This is a genomic window from Vibrio iocasae (assembly GCF_042245395.1).
GTDB classification, from domain to species: domain Bacteria; phylum Pseudomonadota; class Gammaproteobacteria; order Enterobacterales; family Vibrionaceae; genus Vibrio; species Vibrio iocasae.
The window spans coordinates 893,426-909,983 of the sequence record NZ_CP145311.1 but is presented as its reverse complement, the minus strand read 5'-3'; the positions used below and the strand labels follow the sequence as shown (position 1 = coordinate 909,983).

General features: G+C 45.5%; 14 protein-coding genes. 3 read left to right on the top strand and 11 right to left on the bottom strand.

The features are described 5' to 3' along the window. The first annotated feature begins 2 nt into the window (after window positions 1-2). Complete coding sequence (locus SNR28_RS13895; protein WP_375753190.1) at window positions 3-1,325, top strand: Na+/H+ antiporter family protein; 1,323 nt, start codon at window positions 3-5, stop codon at window positions 1,323-1,325. A 213-nt stretch (window positions 1,326-1,538) separates the two neighbouring features. Beyond that, the gene (locus SNR28_RS13890) at window positions 1,539-3,092 is read left to right on the top strand and encodes an arylsulfatase (protein ID WP_375753188.1); all 1,554 of its coding nucleotides are present in this window, start codon (window positions 1,539-1,541) and stop codon (window positions 3,090-3,092) included. Window positions 3,093-3,169: 77 nt separating this feature from the next. Here the strand turns inward: SNR28_RS13890 and SNR28_RS13885 are convergent, their stop codons facing one another. Both SNR28_RS13885 and SNR28_RS13880 read right to left on the bottom strand, forming a co-directional pair. Continuing rightward, window positions 3,170-3,739 carry a hypothetical protein gene (locus tag SNR28_RS13885; protein WP_375753186.1) on the bottom strand — a complete coding sequence of 190 codons (570 nt, stop codon included), beginning with the start codon at window positions 3,737-3,739 and terminating at the stop codon, window positions 3,170-3,172. A gap of 193 nt (window positions 3,740-3,932) precedes the next feature. Beyond that, window positions 3,933-4,265 (bottom strand): Grx4 family monothiol glutaredoxin, encoded by a 333-nt coding sequence (locus SNR28_RS13880; RefSeq protein ID WP_375753185.1) that lies wholly within the window; start codon window positions 4,263-4,265, stop codon window positions 3,933-3,935. A gap of 265 nt (window positions 4,266-4,530) precedes the next feature. On the opposite strand from SNR28_RS13880, the gene sodB reads away from it, so the two are divergent. After that, the gene (sodB, locus tag SNR28_RS13875) at window positions 4,531-5,115 is read left to right on the top strand and encodes a superoxide dismutase [Fe] (RefSeq protein WP_375753183.1); all 585 of its coding nucleotides are present in this window, start codon (window positions 4,531-4,533) and stop codon (window positions 5,113-5,115) included. A gap of 85 nt (window positions 5,116-5,200) precedes the next feature. On the opposite strand, the gene SNR28_RS13870 is transcribed toward sodB, so the two are convergent. The 9 genes from SNR28_RS13870 to sdhC form a co-directional block, all read right to left on the bottom strand. Then, window positions 5,201-6,430 carry a diguanylate cyclase gene (locus SNR28_RS13870; RefSeq protein ID WP_375753181.1) on the bottom strand — a complete coding sequence of 410 codons (1,230 nt, stop codon included), beginning with the start codon at window positions 6,428-6,430 and terminating at the stop codon, window positions 5,201-5,203. A 164-nt stretch (window positions 6,431-6,594) separates the two neighbouring features. Further along, complete coding sequence (gene sucD / locus SNR28_RS13865) at window positions 6,595-7,467, bottom strand: succinate--CoA ligase subunit alpha (protein ID WP_375753180.1); 873 nt, start codon at window positions 7,465-7,467, stop codon at window positions 6,595-6,597. After that, window positions 7,467-8,633, bottom strand: a complete 1,167-nt coding sequence (gene sucC, locus SNR28_RS13860; RefSeq protein WP_375753178.1) for an ADP-forming succinate--CoA ligase subunit beta — start codon at window positions 8,631-8,633, stop codon at window positions 7,467-7,469. Before sucC ends, sucD begins: the two co-directional genes overlap by 1 nt. A gap of 203 nt (window positions 8,634-8,836) precedes the next feature. Continuing rightward, window positions 8,837-10,051, bottom strand: coding sequence for a 2-oxoglutarate dehydrogenase complex dihydrolipoyllysine-residue succinyltransferase (odhB, locus tag SNR28_RS13855; protein WP_375753176.1), 1,215 nt, complete (start codon window positions 10,049-10,051; stop codon window positions 8,837-8,839). A gap of 26 nt (window positions 10,052-10,077) precedes the next feature. Beyond that, window positions 10,078-12,888: a 2-oxoglutarate dehydrogenase E1 component gene (gene sucA / locus SNR28_RS13850; protein ID WP_375753174.1), complete on the bottom strand. Its 2,811-nt coding sequence runs from the start codon at window positions 12,886-12,888 to the stop codon at window positions 10,078-10,080. Window positions 12,889-13,005: 117 nt separating this feature from the next. Then, a complete protein-coding gene (locus SNR28_RS13845) occupies window positions 13,006-13,719 on the bottom strand; it encodes a succinate dehydrogenase iron-sulfur subunit (RefSeq protein WP_375753172.1) in 714 nt (237 codons plus the stop codon). Window positions 13,720-13,733: 14 nt separating this feature from the next. Further along, window positions 13,734-15,500: a succinate dehydrogenase flavoprotein subunit gene (gene sdhA / locus SNR28_RS13840; protein WP_375753170.1), complete on the bottom strand. Its 1,767-nt coding sequence runs from the start codon at window positions 15,498-15,500 to the stop codon at window positions 13,734-13,736. After that, window positions 15,501-15,845 (bottom strand): succinate dehydrogenase, hydrophobic membrane anchor protein, encoded by a 345-nt coding sequence (sdhD, locus tag SNR28_RS13835; RefSeq protein WP_375753168.1) that lies wholly within the window; start codon window positions 15,843-15,845, stop codon window positions 15,501-15,503. It lies immediately after the preceding gene. Next, entirely contained in the window at window positions 15,839-16,231 is a 393-nt protein-coding gene (gene sdhC, locus SNR28_RS13830; RefSeq protein ID WP_375753166.1) for a succinate dehydrogenase cytochrome b556 subunit, read from the bottom strand. Before sdhC ends, sdhD begins: the two co-directional genes overlap by 7 nt. Window positions 16,232-16,558: the final 327 nt, after the last annotated feature.

Sequence of the window (16,558 nt, the reverse complement as noted above, 5' to 3'; positions counted from 1 at the left end):
AAATGAATCCGGTAGTTATCTCAGTATGTATTATGCTGCTGCTGGCACTGATGAGGGTCAACGTTGTCGTTGCCCTGACTTTTAGTGCTGTAATCGGCGGCCTCGTCTCAGGCATGAGCCTGAATGAATCTATCTCAGCTTTTGAAAGCGGCCTTGGTGGTGGTGCGACTATCGCGCTTAGCTATGCCATGCTTGGTACTTTCGCAGTTGCGATCTCTAAATCTGGCCTGACGGATCTGCTTGCACAGAACGTTATCAAGAAGATTCACGGTAAAGAGAATGGCGCGGCAACAACAGGCCTTAAGTATGTTGTTATCTGTGCTCTGATTCTGGTTACTATGTCATCCCAGAACGTTATCCCTGTTCATATCGCCTTTATCCCTATTTTGATTCCACCTCTGCTAGGCGTATTCCAGAAACTTAAACTTGACCGCCGTCTGATTGCCTGTGTGCTGACCTTCGGTCTTGTTACTCCATATATGGTTTTACCTATTGGCTTTGGTGGCATCTTTCTGAACAACATCCTTCTTAAAAACCTGCACGACAACGGCCTTGCTGACGTTGTAGCCGGTCAAGTTCCTACAGCAATGATGCTACCAGGTCTGGGCATGATCTTTGGTCTTCTTATGGCTGTATTCTTCACTTATCGCAAGCCGCGTGAGTATGAAGAGACGGAACTAACAACCGTTCACACAGAAGTAGAAGTAGACAAGAAAAACATCATCGTTGCGATTGTTGGTATTTGTGCCGCACTTGGCGTTCAATTAAGCACCGGTTCAATGATCATTGGTGGTCTTGCTGGCTTTATGGTGTTTACTTTTGGTGGCGTTATTAAGTTTAAAGAAACTCATGATGCGTTCACAAAAGGTGTGCACATGATGGCAATGATCGGCTTCATCATGATTGCCGCTGCTGGTTTTGCTGCTGTAATGAAGCAGACTGGTGGTGTTGAAACTCTGGTTGAAGCGCTATCTACAAGTATCGGTGACAACAAAGCGTTGGCTGCACTTCTAATGCTGGTTGTTGGTCTTCTGGTTACTATGGGTATTGGCTCATCGTTCTCTACTATTCCAATTATCGCCACTATCTATGTTCCGCTTGCTGCTGCATTTGGTTTCTCTCCAATGGCAACTATCGCTCTGGTTGGTACCGCTGCGGCACTTGGTGATGCAGGTTCACCAGCATCTGACTCAACACTTGGTCCAACGTCTGGTCTGAATGCAGATGGTCAGCATGAACATGTATGGGAAACGGTAGTTCCTACCTTTATCCACTACAACATCCCGCTTATCGTATTTGGCTGGATTGCAGCTATGGTTCTGTAACTACGGAAAACACCGCTTAATTCAGTGCTTATTTTAAGCCCGCTAACTCAAAGAGTTAGCGGGCTTTTTAGCATCTGTATTACTGAGTTTTTTGTCATGATATTGTCGTTTGTTGTCGCTATAAATACTCTTGTCAATAACCTTTAGATTCGCACTCTCCCCGAGTGAACGTCTTAAGTTAAACAGTTTAAAAACATAGCGACGGAGACCTAAATGGCTTTTCAAAAGAAAACCGCTCTTACCCTTGCACTGGCAGCGGTATCTGCAGGTAACACAGCTTATGCCGCTTCTCAGCCGAATATTTTGGTGATTTTTGGCGATGATGTGGGTTATGGCAATATTTCAGCATACAACCAGGGAATGTTGGGATACCAGACTCCTAATATTGATAGCATCGCACAACAAGGGGCGCTTTTTACTTCCTATTATGCTCAGCAATCTTGTACTGCTGGCCGCAGCGCGTTTATTACAGGTCAGATGCCAATCAGAACAGGTTTAACTAAGGTAGGTATGCCAGGAGCAAAGCAAGGTCTGCAGCCAGAAGATATTACGATAGCGACCGCGCTGAAGGACATGGGTTATATGACAGGTCAGTTTGGTAAAAACCATCTGGGTGATCAGGATGATATGCTACCAACCAACCACGGCTTTGATGAGTTTATGGGTAATCTGTATCACCTCAATGCAGAAGAAGAACCAGAAAGCCCTGATTACCCTCAGGATCCTGCATTCAGGAAGCAGTTTGGCCCACGCGGTGTTATTCATTCCTATGCTGATGGGAAAATTGAAGATACGGGCCCGCTAACGCGCAAGAGAATGGAAACCATTGATGACGAAACGGCGGCCGCAGCTATCGATTTTATGAAACGTCAGGTTAAAGCGGACAAACCATTCTTCACCTGGTACAACGCAACTCGTATGCACGCCTATACTCACGTCAGTGACAAGCACTCAGGCAAAACCGGATTGGGCGATTATGCAGACGGTATGGTCGAGCATGATGCAGTTGTTGGCCAACTTCTTGACCAAGTAAAAGAAATGGGTGTCGATGACAACACGATTATTATCTACACCACTGATAATGGTCCAATGAATGCGTCCTGGCCTGATGCCTCTTTTGGTCCTTTCCGCGGCGAGAAAAATACCGGGTGGGAAGGTGGTTTCCGCGTACCAGCGATGATTAAGTGGCCAAATCATATCAAACCCAACACTAAGCTAAACGGCATTGTTGCGAGTGAAGACTGGTTCCCTACGCTTGCTGCTGCAGCGGGAAACAAGGATATCAAGAACAAACTGCTAACAGGCTATCGTTCTAAATCAACAAACCGAACGTACAAAAACCATCTTGATGGGTACAACCAAACTGACTATCTGACTGGCAAGTCAAAGAACTCCGCACGTAACGAGTTTTTCTACTGGTCTGACTCTGGCGATCTGTTAGCAATGCGCGATGGACGCTTTAAGCTTCATTTTAAAATTCAGGAACACGAGGGTTGGGATGTATGGAGACGTGAGTTTACGACATTGCGTACGCCTTTGATTTTTGACCTAGCTGTGGACCCACTAGAAAAGGGGGACATGGGATTCGGTTACGACCAATGGACTTTCGACCGATTGTTCCTGAATGTTCCGGCTCAGGCCAAAGTCGCGAAGATGGTTGAGACTTTCAACGAGTTCCCACCACGTCAAAAACCAGCAAGCTTCTCTGTAGATCAGGTGATGGAACAGATGAAAAACATGCAAAGAATGGAGAATGCCAAGGGTTAAGAAATACGACTCTTAGGTAAAACAGTAAGCCCGGTTACAAAGGCCGGGCTATTTCTCATTACTTTTAACTGAATGCCTTATTTGGTTAACCGTTCATCAAGCACATTTCGGTTGTCGAAAACCAGATTCATACCATCTAAGTACTGATATAAACCACTTCCATTTAGCTGTTGCAGATCCACTACTACACCTTCCAAACGAATCCCCTGAGATTCCGCTTTTTCTTGTTGGTTAGTCAGTTCAAGAAGCTTGTGCAATATACCCGGCCTTTCCCTTTCAAAATCAGAAATCTGGCTCCTAAGATCATCATTCAATCTATATAGCTCTTCCTCCTGCTCGGGGAGAACAACCTTGGGAGAATACTTATGATGTAAGAGAATACCAGCCATATAAGCAGCCAACAGACCAACAGCCGTTATCATATTGATTCCAATAGTTAGATAACTGATCGCTATGACGAGCGTAGACAGACCACCAACCCAAGCCAGGCGGTATAAAACCTGCTTCTTCCGCTGATTCCGTTCAGAGGCAAGGAGATACTTGTTTAGCTCTAGTAACTTGTTACAACCTGGCTTAATGCAATCATCATAAAGATCTATAGAGGCCTTTATGTCTGGCACTCGGACTGTTTGATTTGCTTCGTTCATATCACACCGACTCAATGCATTTGTCTTTCGCTTTTGTGGTAATTATATAGCGAACATAAAATGAGATGGTGTTCGCCAGACTCATTAAAAAATGTCGTAAAAGACTTAATTGGCGAATATGAACTAAATTAAGGTGAGATCAAAAAGTCCCGGCGATGCCAGGACTCTTGTGTTCAGATGTTGAGTAACTCTATTACTCTTCGTCTTGAATCTTTGCAGCAGCTTCTTTAATTAGCGGCTGTAGTTCGCCTTTCTGGAACATTTCAAGAATAATGTCACAACCACCGATTAGCTCTCCGTCAATCCATAGCTGAGGGAATGTTGGCCACTGAGCATAAGCAGGAAGTTCAGCGCGGATATCCGGATTTTGCAGGATATCTACATAAGCAAACTTTTCACCACAGTTCATTAGTGCCTGTGCTGCCTGAGAAGAAAAACCACAACTTGGTAGTTTTGGGGATCCCTTCATATAGAGAAGAATAGGGTTTTGCTCAATCTGCTGTTTGATTTTATCGATAGTTTCCATTATTTACTCACTGGCTTTATACGGCTTTACATAAACAAAACATTTTACTGGTTTAAAACAGAATAAAAAGCACATTATTTAAGTGGTTATTACGTCATAGTATAGAACTCAGTAAGTGAAGATTTTAAGTTTTTTTTGTTAACGGGCTTTTAATAAAGTAAAAACTTGATAAACTATATCTCAAGTCGCCTTACTGACTAAGAACAAGAATTAACTGGAAGCAATCGAAAGAGATAACTCTTTCATATCAACGGAGAATCCTGCAATGGCTTTTGAACTACCAGCTCTTCCTTATGCAAAAGATGCCCTAGAACCACACATCTCTGCAGAAACACTAGATTTCCACCACGGTAAGCACCACAACACATACGTTGTTAAGCTAAACGGCCTTATCCCTGGTACTGAGTTTGAAAACAAATCTCTTGAAGAGATCATCAAAACTTCTTCAGGCGGTGTATTTAACAACGCTGCGCAAATCTGGAACCACACTTTCTACTGGCACTGCCTAGCGCCAAACGCTGGCGGGGAACCAACAGGTGCAGTAGCGGATGCGATCAATGCTTCATTCGGTTCTTTTGAAGAGTTCAAAGCAAAGTTCACTGATTCTGCAATCAACAACTTCGGTTCTTCTTGGACTTGGTTAGTTAAGAAAGCTGACGGTTCTCTGGACATCGTAAACACTTCAAATGCTGCGACTCCGCTAACAGATGAAGGTGTAACACCACTACTAACCGTAGACCTTTGGGAACACGCTTACTACATCGATTACCGTAACGTGCGTCCAGACTACATGAACGGTTTCTGGGCTCTTGTTAACTGGGCATTCGTAGAAGAGAATCTGGCTAAGTAAGTCTTAATCAGGCTCTTAAACGACAAAAGCTGGCTTGATGCCAGCTTTTTTGTTTTGTGATTTTTTTTGCTTGATGGATAGGTGTTTATTCTCCGCAGACTCTGTTTTTTCCGCCCTTCTTAGCTTTATACATCCTGTCATCGGCTTCCTTCAGCAGGTTATCAAAAAAGTGCCCCTCACTCTCATAGGGTTTAGTACAAACACCAATACTCATTGTCGTTTTAATAGAGATGCTTCCGAATCGGCAGACTCTTTTCGCGCAGGCTTCTCTGATCCGCTCTGCAATTTTCATGGCCTTTTTTTCTGATACATCCGGTAACAGAACCAGAAACTCCTCTCCACCCCATCTGCCAACAATGCCTTTATCATCTACAACAGACTCACAGGTATGAGCAAACGCTTTGATAACTTTATCGCCGGCATAATGGCCGTATGAGTCATTCACTCTTTTAAAATTATCGATATCAAGCACTAGACAGCTCAACGAGCTGAACTCGTTCTCATCACTTTCTAACCAATCATAGACGGCGTCACGGTTGTACAGGTCAGTTAGTTGGTCGTGGTTAGCTTTATACTCGAGTTCTTTCTCCAACTGAGCTTTCTCAGTGAAGTCCTCAACAACCGTCTGCAATGCAGGCTCACCGTCCCACATAATTCGGTTTTCATAGATTCTGAACGTTCTCAGCGCACCATCAAAACAGTAGTTTTCTACTGTGATGCTCCCCCCTTCGATCTCTCCATGAATGAGCTGAGCATATCTGTCTTCGGCATACTTCTGAAATTTTTCAGGAATTCTATCAAGTACGGAGCACTTCATAGCGTGTTCGATGGAGTCCGCATGATATAAACGCGCCCATGCATCATTAATAAGTAATGGCTTAAAATCCCGCTGGATCAACATGCCCTGTGCAGACTTTGTAATGAGTTCACGGTACTGTTTTTCATTATCCTTAATCTGCTGATTGGCTTTTACGATGCTGGTTAAATCAACCACAGTAACCTGTAGTGCAGGCCCCTCTTCGAGCTCAAGCACGTGGTCTAAGGTTAATACCGTAAATGCCTCACCTGCGGCATTCATATTTGAGTGGGAACGAGTGGCGGCTTTGAGTTTGCCCGAAAGCATTGCATCATTATTTTCTTTGGCAATGTCCCACTCACTAGGTGAGATGAGATCGAGTAGCGAGTCCGTTTTATCCAATAAGTCTTGGGCGGAGTCATAACCAAAAATCCGAGCATAATTATCATCGACTTCAAGAATATCGAAGTTTCGATGGACAACTACGCCATATGTAGAGTCTAGATTTACAGCGGGCATAATAGCGACATCACTAAAGAGTTACAGGCTAGGTACTATTTAAAATCAATAGCTTCTTATAAACATATAGAACGAATGTATCACAAACATCAACACGCAAAAGCTACAGACATCAAAAAGCCCGAACCTGAGTTCGGGCTTGTAATCATGTAATCGGTTGCGGATTACCAGCCTGTCACTTCACGAAGTGCTTTACCGATATCTGCAAGACTTTTAACCGTCTTAACACCTGCTGACTCAAGTGCGGCAAACTTATCTTCAGCCGTACCTTTACCACCAGAAATAATCGCACCAGCATGGCCCATACGCTTACCCGGAGGTGCTGTAACACCTGCAATGTATGAAACAACCGGCTTAGTTACGTTTTCTTTAATAAACGCAGCCGCTTCTTCTTCTGCAGTACCACCGATTTCACCAATCATTACGATTGCTTCAGTTTCAGGGTCTTCCTGGAACAACTTCAGAATATCGATGAAGTTTGAGCCTGGAATTGGGTCACCACCGATACCAACACAAGTAGACTGACCAAAGCCTTCGTCAGTTGTCTGCTTAACCGCTTCATAAGTCAGAGTACCAGAACGCGATACGATACCTACTTTACCCTTCTTATGAATATGACCAGGCATGATACCGATCTTACACTCATCCGGAGTGATCACACCCGGGCAGTTAGGACCGATCATCACAACACCTTCAGTATCCAGACGTACTTTTACGTCTAGCAGGTCAAGTGTTGGAATACCTTCTGTGATAGTAACAATCAGCTTGATGCCCGCATCAATCGCTTCAAGAATCGCATCTTTACAGAAAGGAGCCGGGACATAGATAACTGATGCAGTAGCACCTGTTGCTTCAACAGCGTCACGAACCGTATTGAATACTGGTAGACCTAGGTGAGTCTGGCCACCTTTGCCAGGTGAAACACCACCAACCATTTGAGTTCCGTATTCAATAGCTTGTTCCGAGTGGAAAGTACCCTGACCACCAGTAAAGCCCTGACAAATAACTTTGGTATTTTTATCGATTAATACAGACATTATTTGCCCTCCGCTGCTGCAACTACTTTTTCAGCTGCTTCAGTTAGCGAGTTAGCAGCAATGATATTCAGACCACTTTCTGCCAGTTTCTTAGAACCTAACGGTGCGTTGTTACCTTCAAGGCGAACAACAACAGGGACTTTAACACCCACTTCTTCAACTGCACCGATGATGCCGTCAGCAATCAGGTCACAGCGAACGATACCACCAAAGATGTTAACCAGAACCGCTTTTACGTTGTCGTCAGACAAAATGATCTTAAATGCTTCTGTAACGCGCTCTTTCGTTGCACCGCCACCAACATCAAGGAAGTTTGCCGGGCTGCCACCGTGCAGGTTCACGATATCCATCGTACCCATTGCAAGGCCAGCACCGTTAACCATACAACCAATGCTGCCATCAAGCGCTACGTAGTTAAGCTCCCACTGCGCTGCATGTGCTTCACGCTCATCTTCCTGAGAAGGATCGTGCATTTCACGTAGCTTAGGCTGACGATAAAGTGCGTTGGAATCGATGTTGATCTTACCGTCCAGGCAAAGCAAGTCGCCTTCACCGGTAATCACAAGCGGGTTGATTTCAAGTAGCGCCAGATCGTACTGAGCAAACATATTGCCAAGACCCATAAAGATCTTAGTGAACTGCTTAATCTGATCAGCTTCAAGGCCAAGTTTGAACGCAAGCTCACGCCCCTGATACGCCTGTGGGCCTACCAACGGATCAATCGCTGCTTTGTGGATAAGCTCCGGAGTCTCTTCCGCAACTTTTTCAATCTCTACGCCACCCTCTGTGGATGCCATAAATACGATACGACGAGTAGAACGGTCTACAACAGCGCCAAGGTATAACTCGTTAGCGATGTTAGATGCTTCTTCTACCAGGATCTTAGATACAGGCTGACCATTCGCATCTGTTTGGTAAGTAACCAGGTTTTTACCTAGCCATTTCTGGGCAAACTCTTTAACGCCATCTTTCGTGTCGTGTAGCTCTACACCACCAGCCTTACCACGGCCACCAGCGTGCACCTGACACTTTACAACTTTCTTTTCAGTACTAATACGTCCAGCGGCTTCAAAGGCTTCCTGCGGGGTATCACAAGCGTAACCTTCTGGTACCGGCAAACCGAATTCTGCAAAAAGCTGTTTGGCTTGATATTCATGCAAATTCATTGTGCTATTCCATTTGTTAATCCCTTAAGGGGATTTATAATGTCCATAAAACGTTCTCGGGAGAGAATGCTTATACGTCTGTAGGGTACTGCATTTATCAATGACCACATTGAGTGTCATTGAAAAGAGTCAGACGCTGAGCTTGCCTGACTCTCAATTCAAACTGGTGCTTCTTTGAGAAACACCAGTTTTGTCAGGCTAGCTTATACATCAAGTAGTAAGCGTGCTGGATCTTCCAGTAGTTCTTTGATGGTAACCAGGAACCCAACGGATTCACGACCGTCAATCAGACGGTGATCGTATGACAGAGCCAGATACATCATTGGCAGTATTTCTACTTTGCCATCCACAGCCATCGGGCGTTCCTGAATCTTGTGCATGCCAAGAATCGCTGCCTGTGGCGGGTTGATGATAGGCGTAGACATTAGAGAACCAAATACACCACCATTAGTAATAGTGAAGTTACCACCAGTTAGTTCTTCTACCGTTAACTTACCGTCACGACCTTTAATTGCAAGATCTTTAATACCTTTTTCAATATCAGCCATACCTAGCGTATCGCAATCTTTCAGTACCGGAGTAACAAGACCACGTGGCGTAGATACCGCCATACTGATATCAAAGTAGTTGTGGTAAACAATATCGTCACCATCAATTGAAGCGTTCACTTCCGGGTAACGCTTCAGCGCTTCGGTAACAGCTTTCACGTAGAAAGACATGAAGCCAAGACGCACATCGTGGCGCTTCTCGAACTGGTCTTTGTACTGCTTACGAAGGTCCATGATTGGCTTCATGTTCACTTCGTTGAAAGTTGTTAGCATCGCAGTGCTGTTCTTCGCTTCAAGAAGGCGTTCAGCAACACGCTTACGCAGGCGAGTCATTGGTACGCGCTTCTGACTACGTGCAGTAGCCGGAGCTTCAACCGCTGGCTGCTCTGCTGCAGGAGCCGGAGCTGCTGCTGGCTTGTTAGCAAGATACGCATCAACATCTTCACGAATAATGCGACCACCAACACCTGTACCTTTGATTTGAGCCGGATCGATACCGTGCTCTTCTACCAGGCGACGAATTGCAGGACTTAACCAGTCATTCGACTCTTCACCCAGTGAAGCCTTGTGGCGTTTATCCGGAGAAGCTTCTGTAGTTTCGGCGGTGTCTACTGTTGGCTCACCAGCGACTGCTCCAGGCTTAAGCTTACCGATTAACTGTTTTGAAAGTACTGTTGCACCTTCTTCTTCAACAATGGCTTCTAAAACACCGGCTTCTGGTGCTGGAACTTCCAGTACCACTTTATCGGTTTCAATATCGACGATAACTTCGTCACGAGCTACTGCGTCACCAGGTTGCTTGTGCCAGGTAGCAACCGTTGCATCAGCTACGGATTCAGGCAAATCTGGAACCAGAATTTCAATTGTCATATCTTTTCTTCCTTAACTTCTAGTTCTTAATACTCTAGGTTCAAAGCATCTTCTGTTAGTGCTTTTTGCTGTTTAACATGAACGGACATATAACCAACTGCAGGGGATGCAGATGCAGGACGACCTGCATATTTCAATGGCGCTCCCTGAATCGCATTCACGAAGTTGTGTTGGCTACAATACCAGGCACCCTGGTTCTGAGGTTCTTCCTGACACCAGACAAAGTCTTGTACATTCTCGTACTTAGCAATAATGTCACGCACCTCAAACAGAGGGAACGGATATAGCTGCTCAATACGAACAATCGCGACATCGTCTTGTTCATTCTTACGTCTCTGTTCCAGAAGATCGAAGTAGACCTTACCTGAACAGAAAACGACGCGTTTCACCTTCTTAGGATCCAACTCATCGACTTCATCGATTGCAGGCTGGAATGTCCCATTCGCAAGTTCATCCATTGTTGAAGTACAAAGTGGATGACGAAGTAGTGATTTTGGAGACATAACCACAAGTGGGCGACGCATAGGACGAATAACCTGACGACGCAGCATGTGATAGACCTGAGCTGGTGTTGAAGGAATAACAACCTGAATGTTTTGCTCTGCGCAAAGCTGAAGGTAGCGTTCAAGGCGAGCAGATGAATGCTCTGGTCCCTGACCTTCGTATCCATGAGGTAGTAGCATTGTAAGGCCACATAGACGACCCCATTTTTGCTCACCCGAAGAGATAAACTGGTCAATTACCACCTGTGCACCGTTGGCAAAGTCACCAAACTGTGCTTCCCAGATACTTAAACCACCAGGTTCCGCAGTTGCGTAACCATATTCAAAAGCAAGTACCGCTTCTTCAGACAATACGGAGTCAAATACCTGGAAAGGTCCCTGGCTGTTGTGTACGTTCTGAAGTGGGATGTATGTACTCGCATCTTCCTGATTATGCAGAACAGAGTGACGGTGGAAGAAAGTACCACGACCTGAATCCTGACCGGACAAGCGAATGCGCTTGCTGTCATCAACAAGCGTTGCGTATGCCAGAATTTCTGCCATACCCCAGTCCAACGCTTTTTCACCGTTAAGCATGGCACGTCGATCGTTGTAGATCTTGTTTACACGACTCTGAAGCTTGTGACTGTCCGGATACTGACAAACCTTCTCACCAAGCTCTTTCAGTCTCGCTTCGTCGAACTTAGCTTCCCAGTCAATATTCCAGTCGTGTCCCAAGTATGGATTCCAGTCAACCGAGTGCATCGACATCGGACGCCACTCTTTTACAACCACTTCACCGTGGTCAAGAGCGTCTCGATAGTCATTGACCAGCTCTGTTGAAGTATCAATACCGAATTCTCCACGCTCCATAAGCACATCAGCATACAGCTTACGTGGCGTCGGATGTTTCTTGATTTTCTGATACATCAAAGGCTGAGTCGCATTCGGCTCATCCGCTTCGTTGTGACCATGTCGGCGATAGCACACCAGATCAATAACAACATCACGTTTAAAGGTATTACGGAAATCCAAAGCGATACGGGTAACAAATGCTACCGCTTCAGGGTCATCAGCATTCACGTGGAAAATCGGTGCCTGCACCATCTTCGCGATATCGGTACAGTACATGGTAGAACGGGTATCTTTCTGCACTGAGGTTGTAAATCCAACCTGGTTGTTCACCACGATTCGAACCGTACCACCTACGCGGAAACCACGAGTCTGAGACATATTGAATGTCTCCTGAACTACGCCCTGCCCCGCAATCGCTGAGTCACCATGAATAGTAATAGGAAGAACTTTGCTACCGTCTTTATCACCCAGACGATCCTGACGAGCTCGCACAGATCCCATAACCACAGGATTTACAATTTCCAGATGGGATGGGTTAAATGCCAGCGCAAGGTGAACATCTCCACCTTCTGTCGCAAAGTCCGCAGAGAAGCCCTGGTGATATTTCACATCACCGGTACCCCAGGTTTCATCGTGCTTTCCTGCAAACTCATCAAACAGATCCGCAGGTTTCTTACCCAAAACGTTAACCAACATATTAAGTCGGCCACGGTGTGCCATTCCAATAACCACCTCACGCATGCCGCTTCGGCCTGCATGACGAATCAGTTCTTTGGTCATTGGGATAAGTGCATCACCACCTTCCAGAGAGAATCGCTTCGCACCCGGGAATTTCGCACCTAAGTAGCGCTCAAGACCTTCTGCCGCTGTCAGCTCATCAAGGAAAGTTTTCTTTTCGTCCAAAGAAAATGAAGGCTGACCCAGAACAGATTCAAGACGTTGTTGTACCCAACGCTTCTGTTCAGTGTTCGTCATGTGCATGTACTCTGCACCAATTGAACCACAGTAGGTCTTCTTCAGAGCTTTATAAAGATCCCCTAACTGCATCGTCTCTTGCTGAACGGCAAAAGAACCCACGTTAAAGGTTTCTTCAAAGTCTTCTTCGGTAAGATTATGGAAAGCAGGATCGAGATCGGGACCAGCATCCCTTTCCCAGAGCCCTAGGGGGTCGAGATTTGCAGCTTGATGCCCTCGGAATCGATAGGCGTTGATTAGCTGCAGAACTTTAACTTGTTTAGCATCGACATCAGGATCACTAACTTGGACATTGTAATGCTTCGTCTCTTGGGCGAGTCGACGGAAGTAATCACGGACACGTGAATGTGGCTGTTCCACCACTTCTTCAGGTTGCACAGGCAACCCTTCAAACACACGTCTCCACTCCTCACTTACCTGATCGGGGTCACTTAGATACAGTTCGTAGAGATCTTCTACGTAGGTTGCATTGGCGCCAGCCAAGTGTGAAGACTCGAGCCATGCCTTCATCACACCATTGTGCATATTTTCCCTTAACCAGTTGTTATTATCTATTCCTTTACGGATTGATATTTATATTCCAAACCCGCTCATTCGCGAGTGATAAGAGCCGGCTAAAATAGCCGGCAATTTTTTTGTTTCTTAAACCGAGCGTTCCACTAGCATGGTCTTAATATGACCAATCGCTTTCGTCGGATTTAGTCCCTTAGGACAAACACTTACACAATTCATGATGCCATGGCAACGGAAAACGCTAAATGCGTCATCAAGATCCGACAAGCGTTCATCTGTTGCTGTATCCCTGCTATCGATCAACCAGCGATAAGCAGCCAACAATCCTGCTGGTCCAACAAACTTATCCGGGTTCCACCAGAAAGACGGGCAAGAGGTTGTACAACATGCACACATGATACATTCGTACAGTCCATCCAGATGCGCACGATCGTCTGGCATCTGCAGATTTTCTCTTGATGGCGGTAAGTTTCCATCTGAAATCAGATAAGGCTTAACTTTCGCATAATTATCATAAAATTGCGTCATGTCCACGATTAAATCACGAACAACAGGTAATCCTGGTAATGGTCTGATTACTATAGGATTCTTCTCTGTAAGTGCCGAAAGTGGAGTGATACATGCTAGCCCATTTTTGCCGTTCATATTCAAACCATCAGAACCACACACACCTTCACGGCATGAACGACGGAATGAAATAGTAGGATCCTGCTCTTTCAATAAGATAAGCGCATCTAATACCATCATATCCGAACCTTCTTCCACTTCGAGAGTGTAGTCCTTCATGTATGGCTTTTTATCGACATCAGGGTTGTAGCGATAAAGAGAGAATGTCAGTTTCATTGTTTAGTCCTCCCTTAATATGTACGTACTTTTGGTGGAAATGCTTCGCGATGTACCGGCTCCATATTTACATCACGCTTCGACATCTCTTCTGTCTCAGGGTTGTAAATGGAGTGGCATAGCCATTGCTCATCATCGCGATCCGGATAGTCAAATCGTGCGTGTGCACCACGACTCTCGGTACGATAGTTTGCAGCTACGGCTGTTGCGTAAGCAGTTTCCATCAGGTTATCCAGCTCCAGACACTCAATTCGCTGAGTGTTGAACTCGGAAGACTTATCTGAAAGGTGAGCTTCTTTCAGACGGTCACGAATCACTTTCAGCTCATCAAGGCCCTTCGCCATCGCATCACCTTCACGGAATACAGAGAAACTGTTCTGCATACAAGTCTGAAGGTCCTTACGAATCTGCACTGGGTCTTCGCCGCTAGCACTATTCTCCCAACGCATTGTACGCGCCAGAGATTCTTCAATATCCGATTCCGTTGCCGGACGTGCTTCTGCTTGTGCAGCCAGCGTTTCACCAAGGTGAAGACCAGTCGCGCGACCGAATACCACAAGGTCAAGCAGTGAGTTACCACCCAGACGGTTTGCACCGTGTACGGATACAGAGGCGATTTCACCACAAGCAAACAGACCCTGAACTTCAACATCCGCGCCACTAGCGTCTTGCTTGATAGCCTGACCGGAAACCTGAGTCGGAACACCACCCATCATATAGTGACAGGTTGGGATAACCGGAATCGGTTCTTTAACAGGGTCAACGTGAGCAAAGGTACGAGACAGTTCACAGATACCCGGTAGGCGAGACTCAAGAACGTCTTTACCAAGGTGATCAAGCTTAAGCTTAATATGTGGTCCCCACGGGCCATCACAGCCGCGACCTTCACGGATTTCAATCATCATTGAACGGGCAACAACGTCACGACCAGCAAGGTCTTTCGCGTTAGGTGCATAACGCTCCATAAAGCGCTCACCTTCGCTGTTCAGAAGGTAACCACCTTCACCACGACAACCTTCTGTAACCAGAACACCCGCACCTGCGATACCAGTTGGGTGGAACTGCCACATCTCGATATCCTGCATAGGTACACCAGCACGTAGCGCCATGCCGACGCCATCACCTGTATTGATGTGAGCGTTAGTTGTTGACTGATAGATTCGACCTGCACCACCGGTTGCAAGCACCGTTGCTTTAGATTTGAAGTAGCTAATCTCACCCGTTTCCATGCAGATAGCCGTACAACCAAGGATGGCACCATCCTGGTTCTTAACTAAATCAAGCGCATACCACTCAGAGAAAATGGTCGTTTTATGCTTGATGTTCTGCTGATAAAGTGTGTGTAGCAGAGCGTGGCCCGTACGGTCAGCCGCTGCCGCTGTGCGCGCAGCCTGCTCGCCACCAAACTCTTTAGACTGTCCACCAAATGGACGCTGGTAGATGGAGCCATCATCAAAACGAGAGAATGGCAGACCCATTTTCTCTAACTCAATCACCGATTCAGGGCCATTTTTACACATGTACTCGATTGCATTCTGATCACCGATGTAATCAGAACCCTTAACCGTATCGTACATGTGCCACTGCCAGTTATCTTTGTGGGAGTTACCTAGCGCAACAGTGATACCACCTTGCGCCGATACAGTATGAGAACGGGTAGGAAAAACTTTAGAAAGCAGTGCACAAGTCAGGCCCTGCTCAGAAATTTGTAGGGCGGCACGCATACCTGCACCACCCGCGCCGATTACGACGGCATCGAATTCACGAACTGGAATAGTCACTTATGCACCCCACAGAATAGATAGGCCAGAGAAGAAATAAACGATAAGTACCGCTACCAAACCAAATTGAAGTAAGCCGCGAAGCAGAGTTGGCTTCACATAATCGGTTAACACCTGCCAGATACCAATCCAACCGTGGATCAGAATGCATGTCAGAGCCAACATAGAAAAGGCTTTGGTAAAAGTGCCTCCAAAGAAGGAGGTCCAGCTTTGATAGGTGATATCGTTAAAGGCGCAGAAGCCGACTAAATAAATAGTATATAGAGTTAGGATGATTGCGGTGGCACGAATCAACAGGAAATCGTGGACACCATTTCTACCTACAGACGATACATGGCTTACCATACAAGAATCCCTCCTAGTAATGACAATACAACTGTCGCGCCAAATGACACTTTCGCTGTCATTGTTCCTGACTCAAAGTCCTCGTAATGTCCGAGATCCATAATCAGGTGACGGATACCACCAACGATGTGGTACGCAAGTGCAGTCAGAATACCCCACAGGATCAGTTTGACAAAAAAGCTGTCAACGATGTCTGCGGCCTGGGCAAAACCAACTGGCGAGGAGAGGGATAATGATAGTAACCAAAGCAGAATGCCGATCGAAACAAAAGTTATCACACCAGATACGCGGTGAAGGATTGATGCTATTGCAGTGATCGGAAAGCTTATGGTCTGTAGATCTAGATTTACAGGTCTTGACTTTCTTTCTTTCACGGGCTTGCTCACTCAGCTCCATTGAGCGTTATAGTTATTTTTGACTAATACTCCTCACTTTTAACATTAAAGAAACATTTCCTGATGAAAATATCATCATAGACAGGGTTTCGTTGTTACTAAAAAGTTAATCAAGGCCAGAAAAATTTTGCTTATGATTTCTTTCAAGCCTAGAATTTATAAGGAGTTAATCGCTATATTCTCAGTCACTATACGACCCGCAACATATTAATACAATTGTCGTAACAAATTTTGTTACTTAGAACATGTTTTTAACTTTTAGTGCGTGCAAAATCTTAACAAGTGCACACAAAATGGGAGAAAAATTGACTTTAAGCC